The organism is Paracoccus indicus (genome assembly GCF_003056335.1).
In the GTDB taxonomy this organism is placed as follows: domain Bacteria; phylum Pseudomonadota; class Alphaproteobacteria; order Rhodobacterales; family Rhodobacteraceae; genus Paracoccus; species Paracoccus indicus.
The window spans coordinates 103,126-121,779 of record NZ_PYWA01000011.1; the positions used below are offsets into that span (position 1 = coordinate 103,126).

General features: G+C 64.5%; 20 protein-coding genes. 11 read left to right on the forward strand and 9 right to left on the reverse strand.

The window, feature by feature from the left end:
• The first annotated feature begins 7 nt into the window (after positions 1-7).
• Positions 8-1,147, forward strand: coding sequence for a Hint domain-containing protein (locus DDE75_RS16135; protein ID WP_245894780.1), 1,140 nt, complete (start codon positions 8-10; stop codon positions 1,145-1,147).
• Positions 1,148-1,187: 40 nt separating this feature from the next.
• On the opposite strand, the gene DDE75_RS16140 is transcribed toward DDE75_RS16135, so the two are convergent.
• Complete coding sequence (locus DDE75_RS16140; RefSeq protein ID WP_108503399.1) at positions 1,188-2,321, reverse strand: HD domain-containing protein; 1,134 nt, start codon at positions 2,319-2,321, stop codon at positions 1,188-1,190.
• 9 nt (positions 2,322-2,330) lie between these two features.
• Entirely contained in the window at positions 2,331-2,993 is a 663-nt protein-coding gene (locus DDE75_RS16145; protein ID WP_108503400.1) for an alpha/beta hydrolase, read from the reverse strand.
• Positions 2,994-3,172: 179 nt separating this feature from the next.
• Here DDE75_RS16145 and iscR point away from each other — a divergent pair, with 179 nt between their 5' ends.
• From iscR to DDE75_RS16160, 3 genes are all read left to right on the forward strand, one after another.
• Positions 3,173-3,631 carry a Fe-S cluster assembly transcriptional regulator IscR gene (iscR, locus tag DDE75_RS16150; protein WP_108503401.1) on the forward strand — a complete coding sequence of 153 codons (459 nt, stop codon included), beginning with the start codon at positions 3,173-3,175 and terminating at the stop codon, positions 3,629-3,631.
• A gap of 147 nt (positions 3,632-3,778) precedes the next feature.
• The gene (locus tag DDE75_RS16155; RefSeq protein WP_162799073.1) at positions 3,779-5,704 is read left to right on the forward strand and encodes a YadA-like family protein; all 1,926 of its coding nucleotides are present in this window, start codon (positions 3,779-3,781) and stop codon (positions 5,702-5,704) included.
• Entirely contained in the window at positions 5,698-6,192 is a 495-nt protein-coding gene (locus tag DDE75_RS16160) for a hypothetical protein (RefSeq protein WP_108503403.1), read from the forward strand. Before DDE75_RS16155 ends, DDE75_RS16160 begins: the two co-directional genes overlap by 7 nt.
• Here the strand turns inward: DDE75_RS16160 and arsC are convergent.
• Entirely contained in the window at positions 6,189-6,539 is a 351-nt protein-coding gene (gene arsC / locus DDE75_RS16165) for an arsenate reductase (glutaredoxin) (protein WP_108503404.1), read from the reverse strand. The two genes, DDE75_RS16160 and arsC, sit on opposite strands and share 4 nt — an antisense overlap.
• Positions 6,540-6,541: 2 nt before the next feature.
• Entirely contained in the window at positions 6,542-7,027 is a 486-nt protein-coding gene (locus DDE75_RS16170) for an Lrp/AsnC family transcriptional regulator (RefSeq protein ID WP_108503433.1), read from the reverse strand.
• Between the two features lie 138 nt (positions 7,028-7,165).
• Here DDE75_RS16170 and DDE75_RS16175 point away from each other — a divergent pair, with 138 nt between their 5' ends.
• Genes DDE75_RS16175 through DDE75_RS16195 form a run of 5 tightly spaced genes read left to right on the forward strand, consistent with a single transcriptional unit; the run spans position 7,166 to position 11,120 of the window.
• Positions 7,166-7,498 (forward strand): DUF2849 domain-containing protein, encoded by a 333-nt coding sequence (locus DDE75_RS16175; RefSeq protein ID WP_108503405.1) that lies wholly within the window; start codon positions 7,166-7,168, stop codon positions 7,496-7,498.
• The gene (locus DDE75_RS16180) at positions 7,491-9,149 is read left to right on the forward strand and encodes a nitrite/sulfite reductase (protein WP_108503406.1); all 1,659 of its coding nucleotides are present in this window, start codon (positions 7,491-7,493) and stop codon (positions 9,147-9,149) included. Before DDE75_RS16175 ends, DDE75_RS16180 begins: the two co-directional genes overlap by 8 nt.
• Positions 9,142-9,873 carry a phosphoadenylyl-sulfate reductase gene (locus DDE75_RS16185; protein ID WP_108503407.1) on the forward strand — a complete coding sequence of 244 codons (732 nt, stop codon included), beginning with the start codon at positions 9,142-9,144 and terminating at the stop codon, positions 9,871-9,873. The genes DDE75_RS16180 and DDE75_RS16185 overlap by 8 nt, the downstream gene beginning before the upstream one ends.
• Positions 9,870-10,256: a DUF934 domain-containing protein gene (locus tag DDE75_RS16190; RefSeq protein ID WP_170310966.1), complete on the forward strand. Its 387-nt coding sequence runs from the start codon at positions 9,870-9,872 to the stop codon at positions 10,254-10,256. Before DDE75_RS16185 ends, DDE75_RS16190 begins: the two co-directional genes overlap by 4 nt.
• A gap of 30 nt (positions 10,257-10,286) precedes the next feature.
• Entirely contained in the window at positions 10,287-11,120 is an 834-nt protein-coding gene (locus tag DDE75_RS16195; RefSeq protein WP_108503408.1) for a ferredoxin--NADP reductase, read from the forward strand.
• A gap of 109 nt (positions 11,121-11,229) precedes the next feature.
• Here the strand turns inward: DDE75_RS16195 and DDE75_RS16200 are convergent, their stop codons facing one another.
• Complete coding sequence (locus tag DDE75_RS16200; protein WP_162799074.1) at positions 11,230-12,444, reverse strand: acyl-CoA dehydrogenase; 1,215 nt, start codon at positions 12,442-12,444, stop codon at positions 11,230-11,232.
• A 163-nt stretch (positions 12,445-12,607) separates the two neighbouring features.
• On the opposite strand from DDE75_RS16200, the gene DDE75_RS16205 reads away from it, so the two are divergent.
• A complete protein-coding gene (locus DDE75_RS16205; RefSeq protein ID WP_108503409.1) occupies positions 12,608-14,425 on the forward strand; it encodes an OmpA family protein in 1,818 nt (605 codons plus the stop codon).
• A 49-nt stretch (positions 14,426-14,474) separates the two neighbouring features.
• On the opposite strand, the gene DDE75_RS16210 is transcribed toward DDE75_RS16205, so the two are convergent.
• Together DDE75_RS16210 and DDE75_RS16215 are read right to left on the reverse strand one after the other, a co-directional pair.
• A complete protein-coding gene (locus DDE75_RS16210) occupies positions 14,475-14,798 on the reverse strand; it encodes an ArsR/SmtB family transcription factor (protein ID WP_108503436.1) in 324 nt (107 codons plus the stop codon).
• Between the two features lie 39 nt (positions 14,799-14,837).
• Positions 14,838-16,688, reverse strand: a complete 1,851-nt coding sequence (locus tag DDE75_RS16215) for an ABC transporter ATP-binding protein (RefSeq protein WP_108503410.1) — start codon at positions 16,686-16,688, stop codon at positions 14,838-14,840.
• 154 nt (positions 16,689-16,842) lie between these two features.
• Here DDE75_RS16215 and DDE75_RS16220 point away from each other — a divergent pair, with 154 nt between their 5' ends.
• Positions 16,843-17,340, forward strand: a complete 498-nt coding sequence (locus DDE75_RS16220) for a ferritin-like domain-containing protein (protein ID WP_108503411.1) — start codon at positions 16,843-16,845, stop codon at positions 17,338-17,340.
• A 51-nt stretch (positions 17,341-17,391) separates the two neighbouring features.
• Here the strand turns inward: DDE75_RS16220 and DDE75_RS16225 are convergent, their stop codons facing one another.
• A complete protein-coding gene (locus DDE75_RS16225) occupies positions 17,392-17,787 on the reverse strand; it encodes a VOC family protein (protein WP_108503412.1) in 396 nt (131 codons plus the stop codon).
• A 151-nt stretch (positions 17,788-17,938) separates the two neighbouring features.
• Positions 17,939-18,654: EF-Tu C-terminal domain-related protein (locus DDE75_RS16230; RefSeq protein ID WP_245894764.1), on the reverse strand; the 716-nt coding region annotated here is incomplete at its 5' end.

The window sequence follows — 18,654 nt, forward strand, 5'->3', positions numbered from 1 at the left end:
TTTCACGATGACCTCTGCCAGCAGCGCGACATGGATGTACTTTGGCAACAAGCCTCAGTTCAACGCGAATCCGTTCACCCCCATGACCGAAGCTCAGGCCGACAGCCTGAACGGATACAAGGCGGTTGGCCCCAATCAGATCAGCGCTGTGACCGTCTCGGCGGCGAACAAATATGTTGTCGTCGACAACAAGTGGACGAAGGCTTGGGCGACCAGCTACAACGGTCATAACGACGGCTACAGCACCATGAACTACACCTCGCCCACCTCGGGCGCAGCGGTGAAAAGCGTGATCACGGGGTTCGCCAAGGTGGACTATCGCCTGACGATGCCCGATGGCACGACGCAGGATCAATCCGGCGTGATGATGCAGATGTATAACGGCGACATGTTCTTCCGCCCCTCGCTGCAGACGGTCGACGCCTGGAAGGACATCGACCAACTGAACTCGGTCCAGATCCTGGACGCCGATCCGCTGCCCCGCAACACTTATGTGGCGCAAGTGTCATTCAAGCCCAGCATCTTCGATCTGGTCATCGTCTGCTTTGCCGCCGATACCATGATCCGCACCGCTAAGGGCGACGTGGCCGTTCAGGACCTGCGCGAAGGCGACATGATCTGGACCCGTGACAACGGCTTCCAGCCGCTGCGTTGGGTCGGTGTCAGCCATCTGGATGCCATCGATCTGGCCGCCAAGCCCAAGCTGCTGCCGATCCGCATCAAGGCAGGCGCGCTTGGCGCCGACATGCCGGCCGTCGATCTGGTCGTGTCGCCGCAGCACCGGGTGCTGGTGCGTTCGGCCATCGCGCAGCGCATGTTCGGGGCCGCCGAGGTTCTGGTGGCCGCGAAACATCTGACCGAACTGCCGGGCATCGACGTCGATACGACGGTCACCACCATCAGCTATCACCACCTGATGTTCGACGCCCATGAGGTCGTGATGTCCAACGGTGCCGAAACCGAATCGCTCTATCCCGGCCCGCAGGCCCTGCGCGCGCTCGGCGCCGCCGCCCTGGCCGAGATCGAGGCGATCTTCCCCGGCATCATGCAGGCATCGCCTGCCAGCGCGCGCCCCTTCGCCCAAGGCGCCAAGGTCCGCCAGATGGCCTCGCGCCACATGGCCAACAGCCAGCCGCTGGCATCCTGAACCGGCGCGTCACCCGACCATCGTGTCGGGTGACCGCCGATCAGGCTGCGGCAAAATGGCGGGCCAGGCGGTCGTGAAGCCAGGCCCACAGTTCAGGTGACGCGCGTTCGACAGATCGTCCGACGCGCGTTTCCATTTGCGCCAACGAGACATCGTATTCGATCCAGCCCAGCCCACCTGCGTGCAGATGCTGGATGGCGGGCTGGGCGCGATCCAAGCCCTTGGCAAAGATCGCGTCGGGGGTCTGCTGTTCCTCGAACTCATGCCAGAGGGCCAGGAACTCGGCCCCCTGCCCCACGGGCAGCAGGCCGAAGATGCGGCGGGCGGCGGCGGCTTCATCGGCCTGGATCTGCGCCGACCCATGCGCCTGCCCCCCTGCGGAATGCAGCGGCACGTCGCCCACGTCGATCTCAACCAGGTCATGGATCAGCAGCATGCGGATGACGCGGCCGATATTCACGTCCGGCCCCGCCAGATCGCCCAGCACCAGCGCATAGAGCGCCAGATGCCAGCTGTGCTCGGCGCTGTTTTCCCGGCGCGACCGATCGATCAGCGTCGTGGCGCGCAGGACCGATTTCAGCTGGTCCGCCTCGGCCAGAAAGGCCAGGCGGCGGGTCAGATCGTCATCCGGCAGGGGCTGACCGTCCAGCAGCAGGCGCGCCGCCTGCATGACCTCGGGCCATTCGTGGTTCAGACGCGCGGCACGCCCCCGATCGAGGTTGTCGCGCACCACGTCCACATGGTCGGGCACGGGCTGCGGCGCCTGCATCACCTGGAACAGAGGATGCACATGGTCCATCCGCTTGGCCATCACCGCATCATCGGATCCGTAAGCTTCGAATTCGGACCACAGAGACAACAGCCGGTCGGCATCGGGCGACAACCCGAAGATGCGGCGGGCGGCGGCCAGTTCGGCACGGTTCAGGGCCGCGACGTCGTGATCCAGATGGATCGGCTGGTCGCCGACGTCGATCTCGACCAGGTCATGCAGCAGCAGCATGGCGATGGCGCGATCGCTGGCGCCGAAGACCATCGCGTAAAGCGCGACGTGCCAGCTGTGTTCGGCACTGTTCTCGGACCGCGACAGGTCCATCAGGACATTGGCACGGGTGACCGATTTCAACCGGTCGGCCGCGCACAGGAAGGCGACATGCTGGCCGATCCGGTGGGTCATGTCGTTTCCTCAGCGGGTGGTTTCGGTCAGCCGCTTGCGAACGTAGGTCTGCACCATGTCGATCATCGGCTTCATGTGGGCATCGTCGTCGCGGAAGAAGTGATCCGCGCCCTCGATCTCTTCGTGCGTGATGGTGATGCCCTTCTGCTCGCGCAGCTTGCCGACCAGGGTATGCGTGTCCTTGGGCGGTGCGACGCGGTCGGCGGTGCCGTTCACGATCAGCCCCGACGAGGGGCACGGTGCCAAGAAGCTGAAGTCATACATGTTCGCGGGCGGCGAGACGCTGATGAAGCCCGTGATCTCGGGGCGGCGCATCAGCAGCTGCATTCCGATCCAAGCACCGAAGCTGAAGCCCGCGACCCAGCAATGCTTGCTGTTGGGGTTCATCGACTGCAGGTGGTCCAGCGCCGAGGCGGCATCGGACAATTCGCCCACGCCCTGATCGAATTCACCTTGGCTGCGGCCCACGCCGCGGAAGTTGAACCGCATCACGGTGAACCCCATGCGGTGGAACGCGTAATGCAGGTTATAGACCACCCGGTTGTTCATCGTGCCGCCGAACTGGGGGTGCGGATGCAGGACGATGGCGATGGGCGCGTCGGGCTTGCCGGGCTGGGGGTGGTAGCGCGCTTCGAGACGGCCTTCGGGGCCGGGGAAAATCAGCTCGGGCATGGTCTTCCTTCACAGGGCTTTCGGGTTTCTTGACGCTTGCGCGCGCGGCTTCTAGACGGGATATCTGGGAAGCCCGCGCGGACTTGGCAAGAAACATGCTGGGCTGGGCATAGCGCGCGATGACGGCGCCCGTCAATGCAAGGCACATGTTTCGGTGCCGGTTACCAAGGGGCTGTGCCATGAAACTGTCGACCAAGGGGCGTTACGCCATCATCGCGCTGGTGGATCTTGCCATCGCCAAGAACGACGAGCTGACCTCGCTGGCCGAAATATCGAACCGGCAGGATATCTCTCTGCCTTATCTGGAACAGTTGTTCGTGCGGTTGCGCCGTGCTGGTCTGGTGACCTCGGTGCGCGGTCCGGGCGGCGGATACCGCCTTGCGCGCGCCCCCGAAACCATCCGCGTCGCCGAGATCCTGGAGGCCGTCGATGAAACCGTCAGCGCAATGCATATCGGCGCGGGCGCATCGGGCGGCATCTCGGGGTCGCGGGCGCAGACGCTGTCGAACCGCTTGTGGGAAAGCCTCTCGGCGCATGTCTATGTCTTCCTGCACAACCACAGCCTTGCGGATGTCGCCAAGAACCAGCTGCTGCCCTGCCCCGCGCTGCCCAAGATCCTAAACGTCGTGGACGAATGATCGGTCCCATCACGGGGCGATGAAGTTTTTTTGATCCGTCCTGCATCCGGCAGGCCCGACGCCGAGTCATCCGTTCCAGAGGTCGCATTCGGACCCCTGCGCACAACGGTTGAGGAGAGCGTCATGCCAGCCATCACAGGACATTCCATGAAGATCGCATCACTTTACAGCAGCGTCGCCTTTGTCGCGCTGATGGGCGGAGCGGGCCTGGCCCGGGCGGATGCCACCGCCGATTGCAACACCGGCGCAGGCAGCAATTCCGTCGAATGCGGCGTGAACTCGACCGCGGATGGCGATTTCTCGGTCGCCATCGGCGACGGCGCGATGACCGATGCCACTTCGGTCGACGGCGTGGCCATCGGCGGCGTCGCCATGGCGACCGGCCCTTCGACCACGGCTGTCGGTGGCGAAACCGTCGCGACCGGACCCGGCGCATCGGCCATCGGCTGGCAGTCCATGGCAACCGCTGAACGCGCTCAGGCCTTCGGCCATCTTGCCACCGCGCAGGGCGTCCGTTCGCTGGCCATCGGTGAAAACGCCGATGCGCAAAGCGACCTCTCGACCGCCATCGGCAATGAAACCGTTGCCAACGGCACCGACGCGCTAGCCATCGGCGACACCGCTGCGGCAAACGGCCCCTCAACCACGGCAGTCGGCGGCGAATCCGTTGCGACCGGCCCCGGCGCATCGGCCATCGGCTGGCAGTCCATGGCAACCGCTGAACGCGCTCAGGCCTTCGGTCACCTTGCCACCGCACAAGGCGTCCGTTCTCTGGCAATCGGCGAAAACGCCGATGCACAAAGCGACCTCTCGACCGCCATCGGCAATGAAACCGTTGCAAACGGCACCGATGCGCTGGCCATCGGCGACACCGCTGCGGCCAACGGTCCCTCGACGACCGCAGTCGGCGGTGAAAGCGTCGCGACCGGCCCCGGCGCCTCGGCCATCGGCTGGCAGTCCATGGCGACCGCTGAACGCGCCCAAGCCTTCGGTCACCTTGCCACCGCGCAGGGCGTCCGCTCGCTGGCCATCGGTGAGAACGCCGATGCGCAAAGCGACCTCTCGACCGCCATCGGCAATGAGAGCATCGCCAACGGCATCGACGCGCTGGCCATCGGTGATACCGCTGCGGCCAACGGCAATTCGACCACCGCTGTCGGCGGCGAATCCGTCGCGACCGGCCCTGGCGCATCGGCCATCGGCTGGCAGTCCATGGCGACCGCCGAACGCGCCCAGGCTTTCGGTCACCTTGCGACCGCGCAAGGCGTCCGTTCGCTGGCCATCGGCGAAAACGCCGATGCGCAGAGCGATATGTCCACCGCTATCGGCAACGAATCCATTGCCAACGGCATCGACGCGCTGGCCATTGGTGATACCGCTGCGGCCAACGGCAATTCGACCACCGCTGTCGGCGGCGAATCCGTCGCGACCGGTCCCGGCGCGACGGCCATCGGCTGGCAGTCGGTCGCAGGTGCCGAACGCGCGCAGGCCTTCGGTCACCTGGCGCAGGCCACCGGCGTTCGTTCGACCGCAGTGGGCGAGGCTGCGATGGCCCTGGGTGCAGGCTCGATCGCCATGGGTGATCAGGCATCTGCCGCCGCCGACAATTCGGTCGCTATCGGTGCTGGCGCATCGGCTACCCGCGCGAATGAATTCGTGCTGGGCAATGCGCAGAACACCTATCGCGCGGCAGGCATCGCTTCCACGGCCAGCACGGCGGCGCAATCGGGTCCGGTGGGCATCGTGACCTCGGACGCACAGGGCAATCTGGCGGTGGATCGTTCCATCGGCACGCAGATGTCGCAGCTTGACAGCCGGGTGCGTTCGCTTGGATCCTCGATCGAGGACAACAAGGAAGGTATCGCGATGGCCATGGCGCTCAGCACGCCCTATGTCCCCGAGGACAAGACCTTCGCGGTCTCGACCAGCCTTGGTGCCTTCGACGGGGCAACGGCGATGGCAGCCTCGATGGGGTATCGCTTTGACGCCAACACCCAGTTCGACGCAGGCGTCACCTATGGCTTCGACCGCAACCAGGTCGGCGGTCGTATCGGCGTGACCTACGCGTGGTAAGCAGCCGCATATCGAAACCGGGGGCGCTGCTGCGTGCAGCGTCCCTGAGCCTGGCGCTGGCACTTTCGGGTGCCGGCGCTTCTGCACAGGACGCCCCCGCCCAGACCAACCTGGTCGAGCCAAGCTATGCCACCGCCCTGATCCGCGATGTGCTGGCGGCGGTGAACCACGGCAACTGGACGGGCAATTACACCGTGCTGCGGGACTATGCCGCGCCGGAATTTGCACAGGCCAATGATCCCACGCGCTTGGCGGGGCTCTTCACCGATGTCCGGGCCGAGCGTCTGGACCTGCTGCCGGTGATGACCACCGATCCGGTAATGGTCGATACCCAGCTGAGCCAGAGCGCCCGCGAATTGCGCCTGACCGGCTATTTCCCGCTGGAACCGCGCCACGTCAGCTTCGACCTGGTCTTCGGGCTGGAGGGGCGTCGCTGGCTGCTGCTGGGCATCTCGGTCGGGGCTTTCGACGCCATCGAAAAGCCCTAGGGCAGGAAATCGAAGATACGCTCCTTGGGGCGGCAGACCACGGCCCCTTCACTACCTAAGATCACCGGACGCTCGATCAGGATCGGGTGTTCCGCCATGGCCGCGATCAGCGTGGCATCGTCCAGCGACGGGTCCGACAGCCCCAACTCGTCATGGGGCGTGCCCTTGCGGCGCAGCAGTCCCCGGGGGCCGATGCCTAGCAAAGCCAGCGCCTGTTCCAGTTCCGCGACCGAGGGCGCGTCCTTGATGTAATCGCGCACGGTCACTTCGACCCCCGCCTCGCGCAGCGCGTTCAGCACGAAGCGTGACGTCGAGCAGGTCGGCTTGTGCCAGATGGTATAGGTCATCGTCATGCCCCCTTCTGCGGCAGGTCGGGGATGGGCAGCGCGCTGGAGGCCTTGATCTCCTCCATCGACAAAAGCGCCGTGACGTTGTGGATCTTCACCTCGGAAATCAGCGACTGATAGAACCGATCGTAGGCGCGCGCGTTACGCACCTGCACCTTGAGGATATAGTCGATGTCACCAGCCAATCTGTGCGCCTCGACCACCTCGGGGCGGTCGCGCAAGGCCTTCAGGAAACGGCCCGCCCATTCCTTGTCGTGTTCGCTGGTGCGGACCAGGACGAAGAAGCAGGCCTCGAGGCCCAGTGCCTCGGGGTCGAGGATGGCGACCTGCTTGCGGATCACGCCCGCCTCGCGCAGCTTGCGGATGCGGTTCCAGACGGGGGTCTTGGATGCGCCCACACGCTCGGCGATCTGGTCCAGCGACAGGCTGGCATCCTGCTGCAGCTGGAACAGGATTTTGCGGTCCACCTCGTCCAGACGGACGGAAATTTGCGTTGCGCCGCTTTCTGTGGAAACAGGTTCCGACATTCTTTTCGCTCCGGTCAGGTCATCCTTATTTCGCGTGCCCCCTCGCAAGAATCCAGAACAAAATTCTATATAGAGACCAGTATCAGAAAGGTCCGAGTCATGAGCAAAGCCTTCACCCCGACGGCAAACAAGCCCGGTGTCATCACCGCCAACGATCTGCGCGAAGGCTTCAACGTCTGGATGTGCGAAGACGGCTGGACGCCCGATCCGCGCAAGGCGACGCTCTATGAGGACGAGGCCATCGCCGAACTGGCGCTGCTGCAGGCCATCGGCCAGGCGGACCGCGTCGTCGGCCCCTATATCGTCGAGGCCAAGCGCGGCCCGAACGGACCCGAGCCCGTCCATTTCCGCGAAGCGTTCCGCCAGCGCGGGCCTTCCAACTATTTCCACGGCATACAGGCCGAACAGCAAGCCGAGGCCAGCAATGTTTGATGTCCGCCCCGTCGAGATCGACTATGTCCAGCACCGCGCCCAGCAGTTCCGCGAACAGGTCGCCCGTCGCCTTGACGGCAGCCTGACCGAGGAAGAGTTCCGCCCCCTGCGCCTGATGAACGGCGTCTATCTGCAGCTGCATGCCTATATGCTGCGGGTGGCCGTGCCCTACGGCACGATCAACCCCGACCAGATGCGCACGCTGGCGCTGCTGGCCGAAAAATACGACAAGGGTTACGGGCATTGGACCACCCGCCAGAACATCCAGTACAACTGGCCCAAGCTGGTGGACATCCCGGACATGCTGGACGAATTGGCCAAGGTCGGGATGCATGCCATCCAGACCAGCGGCAACACGATCCGCAATGTCACCACCGATGCCTTCGCAGGCGCGGCCTTCGACGAAACCGCCGATCCGCGCCCCTATGCGGAACTGCTGCGCAGCTGGTCGACCGACCACGCCGAATTCCAGTTCCTGCCGCGCAAGTTCAAGATCGCCATCTCCAGCGGTGCCAAGGACCGTGCGGTCATTGCCGCCCATGACATCGGCCTGCGCCTGAAGGAACAGGACGGCAAGACCGGCTTCGAGGTCTGGATCGGTGGCGGTCTTGGCCGGACGCCGGTGCTGGGCCAGGTGGTCCGCGACTTCCTGCCCGAGGAGGACCTGCTTCCTTACGTCGAGGCGATCATTGCCACCTACAACCTGGCCGGTCGCCGCGACAACAAGTACAAGGCCCGCATCAAGATCACCGTGATGGAGCGCGGCATGGACGTCATGCGCGCCGAGATCGAGGAAGAATTCCTGGCCCGCCGTCGTGATTTCCACGGCGCCGACCGCGAGGCGCTGGCCATCTTCAAGGACCGCTTCCGCGCGCCCGCCTTCCGCAACGCCGCCACCGACGGCTTCGAGGCCGAGCGTCAGGCCAACCCCGGTTTCCGCAGCTGGACCGATACCAACCTGCACCAGCACCGGATCGATGGCTATGCCAGCGTCGTCGTGACCTTCAAGTCGCCCGGCCAGACGCCCGGCGATGCCAGCGCGGAACAGATGCGCCTGATCGCCGATCTGGCCGAGCGTTTCGGCCATTCCGACATTCGCATCATGCACGACCAGAACGTGGCCCTGCCGCATGTCCACAAATCGGACCTGCCCGCGCTTTATCCCGAGCTGAAGGCCGCCGGTCTGGCCACTGCCAATGCCGGTCTGACCAGCGACATCATCGCCTGCCCGGGCATGGATTACTGCGCGCTGGCCACCGCCCGCTCGATCCCCATCGCCGAGGAGATCGCCGACCACTTCCGCGCCTTGGGGCTGGAGGAGGAGATCGGCAATCTGAACATCCGCATCTCGGGCTGCATCAATGCCTGCGGTCACCACCACCTGGGCCATATCGGCATCCTGGGGCTGGATCGCGCGGGCGTCGAAAACTATCAGATCACGCTTGGCGGCGATGCCTATGACATCCCGGCCATCGGCCAGCGCGCCGGTGCGGGCTTCCCCGCCGAAGAGGTCGTGCCCGCCATAGACCGCCTGCTGCGCGCCTATCTGGAGGTGCGTCAGGATGAGAACGAACGCTTCATCGACGCCTATCGCCGTCTTGGACAGGCGCCCTTCAAGGCCGCCCTTTATCCGGAAACGGCCGATGCTTGATGGCAACCTGGACACGCGTGCGGGGCGGTTGAACGACCGCTACCGCCACCACGCCGCGACCGAGGTATTGCGCCGTGCCGTCACCGATCCCGATCTGGGTCGTGTGGCGCTGGTGTCCTCATTCGGTGCGGAATCCGTGGTGCTGCTGCATATGGTCAGCGTCGTGGCCCCCGGCCTGCCGGTGCTGTTCATCGACACCCAGATGCTGTTCCCCGAAACGCTGGCTTACCAGCGCGAGGTCGCCTCGAGGCTGGGGCTGACCAACGTGCAGGTCATCAGCGCCACCGAGGATGAGATCGCGCTGAACGACCCCGACGGGACGCTGCACAAGGTCAATCCCGACGCCTGCTGCAACTTCCGCAAGACGGTGCCGCTGGAAAACGCGCTGTCGGGCTATGACGCCTGGATCACGGGCCGCAAGCGCTTCCAAGGCGGACAGCGGACCGAGCTGGAATTCTTCGAGCCCGAACCCCCGCATCGCCTGCGCGTGAACCCGCTGGCCCACTGGCGGTCGGAAGACGTTCAGGACTATATGATCGAAAACAACCTGCCGCGTCACCCGCTGGTCGCCAAGGGCTACCCCTCGATCGGCTGCGCCCCTTGCACGTCCCCCGTCAAACCGGGCGAGGATCCGCGCTCGGGTCGCTGGCGCGGTCAGGAAAAGACCGAATGCGGCATTCACTTCATCGGCGGACGGATGGTCCGCAGAAAGGCAACGGCATGAGCGACGAGACCCTGTCCCAGGACGTCCTGGCCCGCGACGACGGCTTCCATCCGATTGATCAGGATGCGCCCGTCGTCCTGGCCCCCGACACCGACCCCGCTACCCTGCCCGACCGCATGCACCACCCGCTGATCGCCATCGACTTCCCGGCCTTCAACGACGGTCGCGGCTTCACGCTGGCCCGCCGCCTGCGAGAGCTGGGCTACAAGGGCAGGCTGCGCGCGTCCGGGCGCCTGATCGCCGATCAATACGCCATGGCCCGCCGCGTCGGCTTCGACGAGGTGCAGGTGGCCGCCGATATCGCGGCGCGCCAACCGCAGGAACAATGGCTGGCCCGCGCCGACTGGAAGGCATGGGACCACCGCGAAAATCTGGCCGGCTGAGCCCGGCGCACGGAACGAACAGGAAATATCATGACGCTGGATCTGCCCGCGGCTGACGCTGCCCCCAAGAAGACGCTTCCCGACGCACAGACGGTGACCTCGGTCACGCATTGGACCGACTCACTGTTCTCGTTCCGGGTGACGCGGCCTGCCTCGCTGCGCTTCCGGTCGGGTGAATTCGTGATGATCGGCCTGCCGGGCGACAACGGCAAGCCGATCCTGCGCGCCTATTCCATCGCCTCTCCCAATTGGGACGACGAGCTGGAGTTCTACTCGATCAAGGTGCCGGACGGACCGCTGACCTCGCGCCTGCAGCACATCAAGCCGGGCGACGAAATCATTCTGCGCCCCAAGCCCGTCGGCACGCTGGTGCTGGACGCGCTGCTGCCGGGCAAGCGCATGTGGTTCCTGGCCACCGGCACGGGCTTTGCCCCCTTCGCCAGCCTGATGCGCGACCCCGAGACCTATGAGCGTTATGACCAGATCATCATGATGCACACCTGCCGCACCGCCGAGGAACTGACCTATGGCGCGGAACTGGTCCAGAACCTGCGCAACGACCCCCTGCTGGGCGAACTCTACGGCGAGGATTTCGCCAAGCGCCTGAAATACTACCCCACCACCACGCGCGAGGACTCGCCTTTCATGGGCCGCATCACCGACAACCTGTCCTCGGGCAAGGTGCTGCAGGATCTGGGCCTGCCGCCCATCAGCCCCGAAACAGACCGCGCGATGATCTGCGGCAGCCTCGCCTTCAACGTGGACGTCAAGAAGGTCCTCGAAGACTTCGGCATGCGCGAGGGCGCCAATTCCGACCCCAAGGAATTCGTGGTCGAGAAAGCCTTCGTCGGCGAAGGCGTCTAATCACAGCGACGCCAATGCAAAAAGGGCGCAGGATCACCTCCTGCGCCCTTCTCCGTTGCTGAAATACCCTCTGGGGGTCCGGGGGGCGACGCGCCCCCGGGTTCGCCGCTCAGAAGAACGCCTGCAGCCCCGTGATCGCGCGGCCCAAAATCAGCGCGTGGACGTCGTGCGTGCCTTCATAGGTGTTGACCGTCTCCAGGTTCACCATGTGGCGCATGATCTGGTATTCCTCGGAAATCCCGTTGCCGCCATGCATGTCGCGCGACATCCGGGCGATCTCCAGCGCCTTGCCGCAGTTGTTGCGCTTGACGATCGAGATCATCTCGGGCGCGGCCTGCGCCTCGTCCAGAAGACGCCCGACACGCAGACTGGCCTGCAGGCCAAGGCTGATCTCGGTCATCATGTTGGCCAGCTTCAACTGGTGCAGCTGCGTCTGTGCCAGGGGCTTGTTGAACTGCGTGCGGTCCAAACCGTATTGGCGCGCGGCATGCATGCAGTATTCCGCAGCCCCCAGCACACCCCAGCTGATGCCGTAACGGGCGCGGTTCAGACAGCCGAAGGGGCCTTTCAGACCCTCGACATTGGGCAGCAGCGCATCTTCACCGACCTCGACGCCGTCCATGACGATCTCGCCGGTGATCGAGGCGCGCAGCGACAGCTTGCCGCCGATCTTGGGGGCCGACAGCCCCTTCATGCCCTTCTCCAGCACGAAACCGCGGATCTTGCCGCCATGGGCTTCGGATTTCGCCCAGACCACGAAGACGTCGGCGATGGGCGAATTGCTGATCCACATTTTGGACCCGCTGATGACATAGCCGCCGTCGGTCTTTTTCGCGACGGTCTTCATGCCGGCGGGGTCGGAACCGGCGTCGGGCTCGGTCAGGCCGAAACAGCCGATCCATTCGCCCGAGGCCAGCTTGGGCAGATACTTCTGGCGCTGCTCCTCGCTGCCATAGGCATAGATCGGATACATCACCAGCGACGACTGCACCGACATCATGCTGCGATAGCCGCTGTCCACGCGCTCGACCTCGCGGGCGACCAGGCCATAGGACACGTATCCCGCGCCGATCCCGCCGTATTCCTCGGGGATGGTGACGCCCAAGAGGCCCATCTCGCCCATCTCGCGGAAGATCTCGGGGTCGGTGTGTTCCTCGCGATAGGCGTCGGTGACGCGCGGCTGCAGCTTGTCCTGCGCATAGGCGCGGGCCGCATCGCGCATCATGCGCTCTTCCTCGGTCAACTGGTCGGACAGGCGGAACGGGTCCTCCCAATCGAAACGGCCCAGATCGGGGGCGTCTTTGGCTTTCAGGTTCACCAGCATTATCCTCTCCTCTTCTCTCTTGAGGAATGATTAGGGGGCTTGGCGCGCAGGTGCAATGCTGCGCCTGCATCACGTGCAACTCACGCGATCTTTGGGAACTGTTCCACAGACGGCCTGTTAAACCGTCAAGCAGACGGATGCGATCAATCGCGAAGGAGCCTTCATGCGCCGGATCATTCACAATACCACAGCCATTGTCACCTGCCTTGCCCTGCTTGCGCCGCAAATTGCCGCAGCCCAGGACGGTCCCGGGGACGAGCCGCGGGAAGGTCTGTCGGCCATCATCCAGCAGGCCAAGAAAGCAGCCCAAGACGACAAGCAGATGGCCGAGGAGGAGGACGCCCGTCCGGCCGTCAAGGGCCAGAACAAGGACAAGAACGACCGAAAGAAGGCGGATAAGTCCGAAAAGAAGCCCAAGGCCAAGCCGCAGAAGGCCGACAAGGATGATGCCAAGCCGAAGGCAAAGCCAGATCAGCAGGACAAGAAGGATAATGCCGGCATCATGGGCGAACCCGGCAAGGCCGCTCGTGAACAGAAGGCTGCCGACGACAAGAAGCCCGCGCCCAAGCCGAAGGCCGACAGCAACGTCTTGACCATCGGCAAGGGTCAGGTGCAGGCCGATCGCGCCGCTCAGATGCCTGGACTGGCCAAGGTCCTGAACCAGGAAGTTCAGGACGGGTTGACCCGGGATCAACTGACCTGCCTGCAGGGCGGCAGCTATCCCTGCGCGGATGGCGATCGTGCCATCACCCCGCGCGGCGTGGTCATCGAACCGAACGGCGGTGGCCCCTTCCGCCTTGCCGATACCGCGAACCAGATGTTCCGGATCGGCAAATCCGGCGACATGGTCCAGCGCGCCGCCGAGGAGGACACCCGCGAAACCCAAGCCGCGCGCGAAGCAGCCAAGCAGAGCCAGCCGGTCTCGGCCGCCGCGCTGAATGCCTCGGAAGGGTCCGGCAAGATGACCGAACAGAAGGTCACCAAGGACAGCACGCGGTCCTCGTCGGAGGATTTTGCCACCAGCCTTCGCGATGCGCTGGCGGGTGACGATGCCGCCCGCAACCGGTCGCGGGACGATGCCAAGGATGACGACAGCAGCAGCGATCTGACCAAGGCCCTGCTGCTGGGTGCCGGTGCACTGGCGGTCGGATCGTTCCTGAACAACAACCGCCAGGTCGCGCTCAGCGCCCCCGACCGCGTCGTCGTCACGCGGGACGATGGCAGTCAGGAGGTCATCAAGGATGAGGTCGCCCTGCTGCGTCAGCCGGGATCGAACGTGACGACCGAGAACTTCGATGACGGATCGTCCCGTACCGTCGTCACCCGCGAAGACGGCAGCCGGGTCGTGACGATCCGCGACGCCGACCTGCGCGTCTTGCGTCGGACGCTGGTCTCGGCGGATGGCACGACCACGCAGCTGATCGACGACACGACCGACGTGCAGCCCGTGGACGTCAGCCAACTGCCCGCCCCCGCCGAGGTGCAGAACAGCGACGCCCCCATGAACGAGGATGAGCTGCGCGCCGCCCTGCGTCGCGAATCCGACATCGGTCGGCGCTTCACCCTGTCCCAGATCCGCAACATCCCCGAGGTGCGCTCGCTGGTGGCCCCCGTCAACATCGACGCGATCACCTTCGACAGCGGATCAGCCGCGATCCGGCCCGATCAGGCCAAGCAGTTGCAGGCGCTTGGACGGGTGATCCAGGACTCGGTGGCCGAGAACCCCTCCGAGATCTTCATGATCGAAGGGCATACCGACACGGTCGGCGCCGATGCCTTCAACCTGGCGCTGTCGGACCGTCGCGCAGAATCCGTGGCCTTGGCGCTGACGGAATATTTCGACGTCCCGCCCGAGAATCTTGTGACCCAAGGCTATGGCGAACAATTTCTACGCATCCGGGCCGAGGGGGACATCCGGGGCAACCGCCGCGCCTCGGTCCGTCGGATCACGGAACTGCTGCGTACAGCCGGCGCGCAGTAAGCCCTTTGGAAAGCCCCGGTCCAGGCCGGGGCTTTTTTATGACGGGCGTTCAGGTGATCTGCTCCAGCACAGGTTCGCACAGATCGGCCTGCCCGCCGCAGCAATCCTTCATCAGGAAGCCCAGCAATCCGCGCATCGTCTGCATCTGCGCGCGATAGCGGATCGAGCGTCCCTCGCGCTGCGAGACGACAAGCCCCGCCGCCGCCAGGATATTGAGGTTGTTCGACAAGGTGTTCGCCCGCACGTCCAGCGCCGCGGCGATGTCGCCTGCCGCCATTCCCTGCGGTTCGGCCTTGATCAGCAGGCGAAAGACATCCAGCCGCATGTCATGGGCCAGCGCCGACAAGGCATCCAGAACGGGTTTCTTTTCCATCATTCCGGAATGCCTGAAACGATGCCCCCGCGCAAGGCTTCATGCGTCATGGGCGGCCAGGAAGCCCCCCGATTGGCGCGACCAGAGCCGGGCATAGATGCCCCCGCGTTCCAACAGCTGCGCATGGGTGCCTTCCTCGACGATGCGGCCCTGATCCATCACGACCAGCCGGTCCATGGCGGCGATGGTGGACAGGCGGTGGGCGATGGCGATGACGGTCTTGCCCTGCATCAGCACGTCCAGCCGCGACTGGATCGCGGCCTCGACCTCGCTGTCCAGCGCACTGGTCGCCTCGTCCAGGATCAGGATGGGGGCGTCCTTCAAGGCGACCCGGGCAATGGCGATGCGCTGGCGCTGCCCGCCCGACAGCTTGACGCCACGCTCGCCCACATGGGCGTCCAGCCCCCGCCGCCCCTGGCTGTCCGACAGGTCGGGGACGAAGCCGTCAGCCTCGGCCATGCGCAGGGCTGCCTGCACCTGATCGTCGCTGGCATCGGGGCGCCCATAGGTGATGTTGTCCCGGACCGAGCGGTGCAGCAACGAGCTGTCCTGCGTCACCACCCCGATGGCGCTGCGCAGGCTGTCCTGCGTGACCTTGGCGATGTCCTGGCCGTCGATGGTGATGCGGCCGCTGTCGATATCGTGGAACCTCAGCAGCAGGTTGATCAGCGTCGATTTCCCCGCGCCTGACCGTCCGACCAGTCCCACGCGCTCGCCGGGTTTCAGATTCAGCGTCAGGTCGTCCAGCACGGCCATCGGCTGCGCACCCGCGACCCCGCCATAGCGGAAGGTGACGTTCTGCAACTGCACCGCCCCCGGTCCGGGCAGCAGCGGCACCGCATCCGGCGCATCCAGCACCTGCCGGGGCAGTGACAGGCTGGTGATGCCATCACGCACGGTGCCGATGTTTTCAAACAGCGCCGCGAATTCCCACATGATCCAATGCGCCATGTTGTTCATCCGCAGGGCCAGCGGCACGGCAACCGCCACCGCGCCCACCGCCACGGCATTTTCCGACCAGAGCCACAGCCCCAGCCCCGCGACCGAGGCCACCAGCCAGACGTTCAGCAGGTTCAGCGTCACGTCCTGAATGCTGGCCAGGCGCATCTGGCCATAAACAGTGCCCAGAAATCGGTCCATTCCGTCGCGCATCCAGCGCTCCTCTCGGTCGGAATGGGAAAACAGCTTCACGGTGGCGATATTGGTATAGCTGTCGACGATCCGCCCGGTCATCTGGCTGCGCGCATCGGCCTGCGCCTGCGCCACGCGCCCCAGCCTTGGGACGATCTGCCACAGCAGCACCGCATAGCCCGCCCCCCAGACTGCGAAGGGCAGCGCCAGCCGCCAGTCCTGGCTGGCTGCCAGCAGCATCGCCCCGATGAAATAGGTCACGACATAGCTGCCGACGTCCATCACCTTCATCGCCACCTCGCGCACGGCAAGCGAGGTCTGCATCAACCGCTGCGCGATGCGCCCGGCAAATTCGTCCTGGAAGTACCCCACCGATTGGCGCAGCAGATAGCGATGCGCCAGCCAACGGATCCGCTGCGGAAAATTCCCCATCAGCGACTGGTGCAGCACCATCGAGGTCACAAGGTTCAGCCCCGGCAGCACGATCAGCAGCACCACCGCCATCAGAGCCAGCGTTCCGCCCTGCTGTGCCCAGAACTGGTCGCGCGGCGTATCGGCCAGCCGGTCGATCAGCGTGCCAAGCCAGCCGAACAGCGTCAGCTCGATCAGCGCGATGATGGCCGATCCGATGGCCAGCAACACCAGCCACGGGATGGCCCCGCGGCTGTAATGCAGGACAAAGCGGAACAGACCCGCGGGCGGCATGGTCGGCTCGGCCATGGGATAGGGGTCGATGCGTCTTTCGAACCATCCGAACATGCTGGCATCCTTTCACCCGTCGTGTCCGCGCCGTTGCTGGCCCCACCCCCGATCAAAGTCAAGCGATGCGGTTCTTTGTCATCGATGTGGAACGACCGGGCGCAAGTCGCGTTGTTCCATCAGCACCCGCAAGGGAACATAGAAAGGCATCGACATGACCATGAACACGCTGAAAGACCTGTATCTCGACCAACTTCAGGACCTCTATTCCGCCTGCAAGCAATCAATGGGCGTCGTGACTGAAATGGGCCGCGCCGCAAAGTTGCGCGAACTCTCCGAAGCGCTGATCGCGGGCAACAAGGGCATTTCCGAGGGCATGGACAAGATCGCCCAGCTGTGCAGCGACCACGGCGTCGATCCGACTGGCGAACACTGCAAGGGCATGGAGGGTCTGGTGACCGAGGCCCGCAAGCACGCGCTCGAGGCCTCTTACGGCGACGACGACGTTCGCGACGCGGCCATCATCACGCAGTATCAGCGCTTGGCCCATTACGCGATCGCAGGCTATGGCTGTGTCCGTACCTTCGCTAACCGCCTTGAACTGGATGCTGACGGTAAGATCCTGCAGGAATGTCTGGATCAGACCCAGCAGGGTGACGTTCATATGACGGCCATCGCCGAAGGCGGCGTCAACGAAACAGCCGTGATGTAAGCGGGCCGACATTTTAATTGAGAAGGCCCGGGGATCGTCCCCGGGCCTTTTTCATTGATAGCGGCCGGCGCGTTGAAGCACTTCGATCTCATATCCGTCCGGATCGCGGATGAAGAAGAACCGTGCGATGACTTCGCCACCGGGCGCGAAATCGACCAGCTTGCGTGGTGAGTATCCGGCGGCGGTCAGTCGGGCGTGCTCGGCATCCACATCATCCACCGAGAACGCGATATGGCCGTAGCCGTCCCCAAGGTCGTAAGGCTCGGTCCGGTCCTTGTTGACCGTCAACTCCAGTTCTGTCCCGGTTTCGGCATTCGACAGATAGATCAGGGTGAAAGCGTCGAAATCCAGACGCTCGGCCAGTTTGAGTCCGAAGCAGGTATCATAGAATTTGACCGAGCGTTCTTCGTCCAGCACGCGGATCATCGAATGGATGTATTTCGCCATGGGGATCCCTTTCACAGGCTTTCCGGATATCGACCACCATTATTCCCCGCTACGCAAAAGGGCCACCCCGAGGGGTGGCCCTTCTTCATCCCGATATCCGTTTCCGATCATCGGACGATCGCTTGGCGGATGGCCCTTGCGGGCCGCCCGATCAGGCGATGATCTTCGAGACGACGCCTGCACCGACGGTGCGGCCGCCTTCGCGGATGGCGAAGCGCAGCTTGTCTTCCATGGCGATCGGCGCGATCAGTTCGACTTCGAACTTCAGGTTGTCGCCGGGCATGACCATTTCCGTACCTTCCGGCAGGGTCACCGTTCCGGTCACGTCGGTCGTGCGGAAGTAGAACTGCGGACGGTAGTTGGCGAAGAACGGCGTGTGACGGCCACCCTCTTCCTTGGTCAGGATATAGGCTTCGGCTTCGAACTTGGTGTGCGGGGTCACCGACTTCGGCTTGCACAGCACCTGGCCGCGTTCCACGCCTTCACGGTCGATGCCGCGCAGCAGCACGCCGACGTTGTCGCCAGCCTCACCACGATCCAGCAGCTTGCGGAACATTTCCACGCCCGTGCAGGTCGTCTTCTTGGTGTCGCGGATGCCCACGATCTCCAGTTCGTCGCCGACGTTGACGGCGCCACGCTCGACGCGGCCGGTCACGACCGTACCACGGCCCGAGATCGAGAAGACGTCTTCGATCGGCATCAGGAAGGGCTGGTCCACGGCGCGCTCGGGCGTCGGGATATAGGTGTCGACGGCTTCGATCAGCGCCTTGATCGAGTTCTCGCCGATCTCGGGGTCGCGGCCTTCCATTGCGGCCAGGGCCGAACCCTTGATGATCGGAATGTCGTCGCCCGGGTAGTCGTAGCTGG

Bases quoted from the DNA above. Each gene is read 5' to 3' on its own strand.
- arsC (WP_108503404.1), bottom strand. From the start codon at position 6,539: ATGACCTATACCATCTGGCACAAGCCGACCTGCTCGACGTCACGCTTC.
- DDE75_RS16220 (WP_108503411.1), top strand. From the start codon at position 16,843: ATGACCATGAACACGCTGAAAGACCTGTATCTCGACCAACTTCAGGAC.
- DDE75_RS16185 (WP_108503407.1), top strand. From the start codon at position 9,142: ATGCTTGATGGCAACCTGGACACGCGTGCGGGGCGGTTGAACGACCGC.
- DDE75_RS16180 (WP_108503406.1), top strand. From the start codon at position 7,491: ATGTTTGATGTCCGCCCCGTCGAGATCGACTATGTCCAGCACCGCGCC.
- DDE75_RS16210 (WP_108503436.1), bottom strand. From the start codon at position 14,798: ATGGAAAAGAAACCCGTTCTGGATGCCTTGTCGGCGCTGGCCCATGAC.
- DDE75_RS16155 (WP_162799073.1), top strand. From the start codon at position 3,779: ATGAAGATCGCATCACTTTACAGCAGCGTCGCCTTTGTCGCGCTGATG.
- DDE75_RS16195 (WP_108503408.1), top strand. From the start codon at position 10,287: ATGACGCTGGATCTGCCCGCGGCTGACGCTGCCCCCAAGAAGACGCTT.
- DDE75_RS16200 (WP_162799074.1), bottom strand. From the start codon at position 12,444: ATGCTGGTGAACCTGAAAGCCAAAGACGCCCCCGATCTGGGCCGTTTC.
- DDE75_RS16225 (WP_108503412.1), bottom strand. From the start codon at position 17,787: ATGGCGAAATACATCCATTCGATGATCCGCGTGCTGGACGAAGAACGC.
- DDE75_RS16205 (WP_108503409.1), top strand. From the start codon at position 12,608: ATGCGCCGGATCATTCACAATACCACAGCCATTGTCACCTGCCTTGCC.
- DDE75_RS16175 (WP_108503405.1), top strand. From the start codon at position 7,166: ATGAGCAAAGCCTTCACCCCGACGGCAAACAAGCCCGGTGTCATCACC.
- DDE75_RS16190 (WP_170310966.1), top strand. From the start codon at position 9,870: ATGAGCGACGAGACCCTGTCCCAGGACGTCCTGGCCCGCGACGACGGC.
- DDE75_RS16135 (WP_245894780.1), top strand. From the start codon at position 8: ATGACCTCTGCCAGCAGCGCGACATGGATGTACTTTGGCAACAAGCCT.
- DDE75_RS16140 (WP_108503399.1), bottom strand. From the start codon at position 2,321: ATGACCCACCGGATCGGCCAGCATGTCGCCTTCCTGTGCGCGGCCGAC.
- DDE75_RS16145 (WP_108503400.1), bottom strand. From the start codon at position 2,993: ATGCCCGAGCTGATTTTCCCCGGCCCCGAAGGCCGTCTCGAAGCGCGC.
- DDE75_RS16215 (WP_108503410.1), bottom strand. From the start codon at position 16,688: ATGTTCGGATGGTTCGAAAGACGCATCGACCCCTATCCCATGGCCGAG.
- iscR (WP_108503401.1), top strand. From the start codon at position 3,173: ATGAAACTGTCGACCAAGGGGCGTTACGCCATCATCGCGCTGGTGGAT.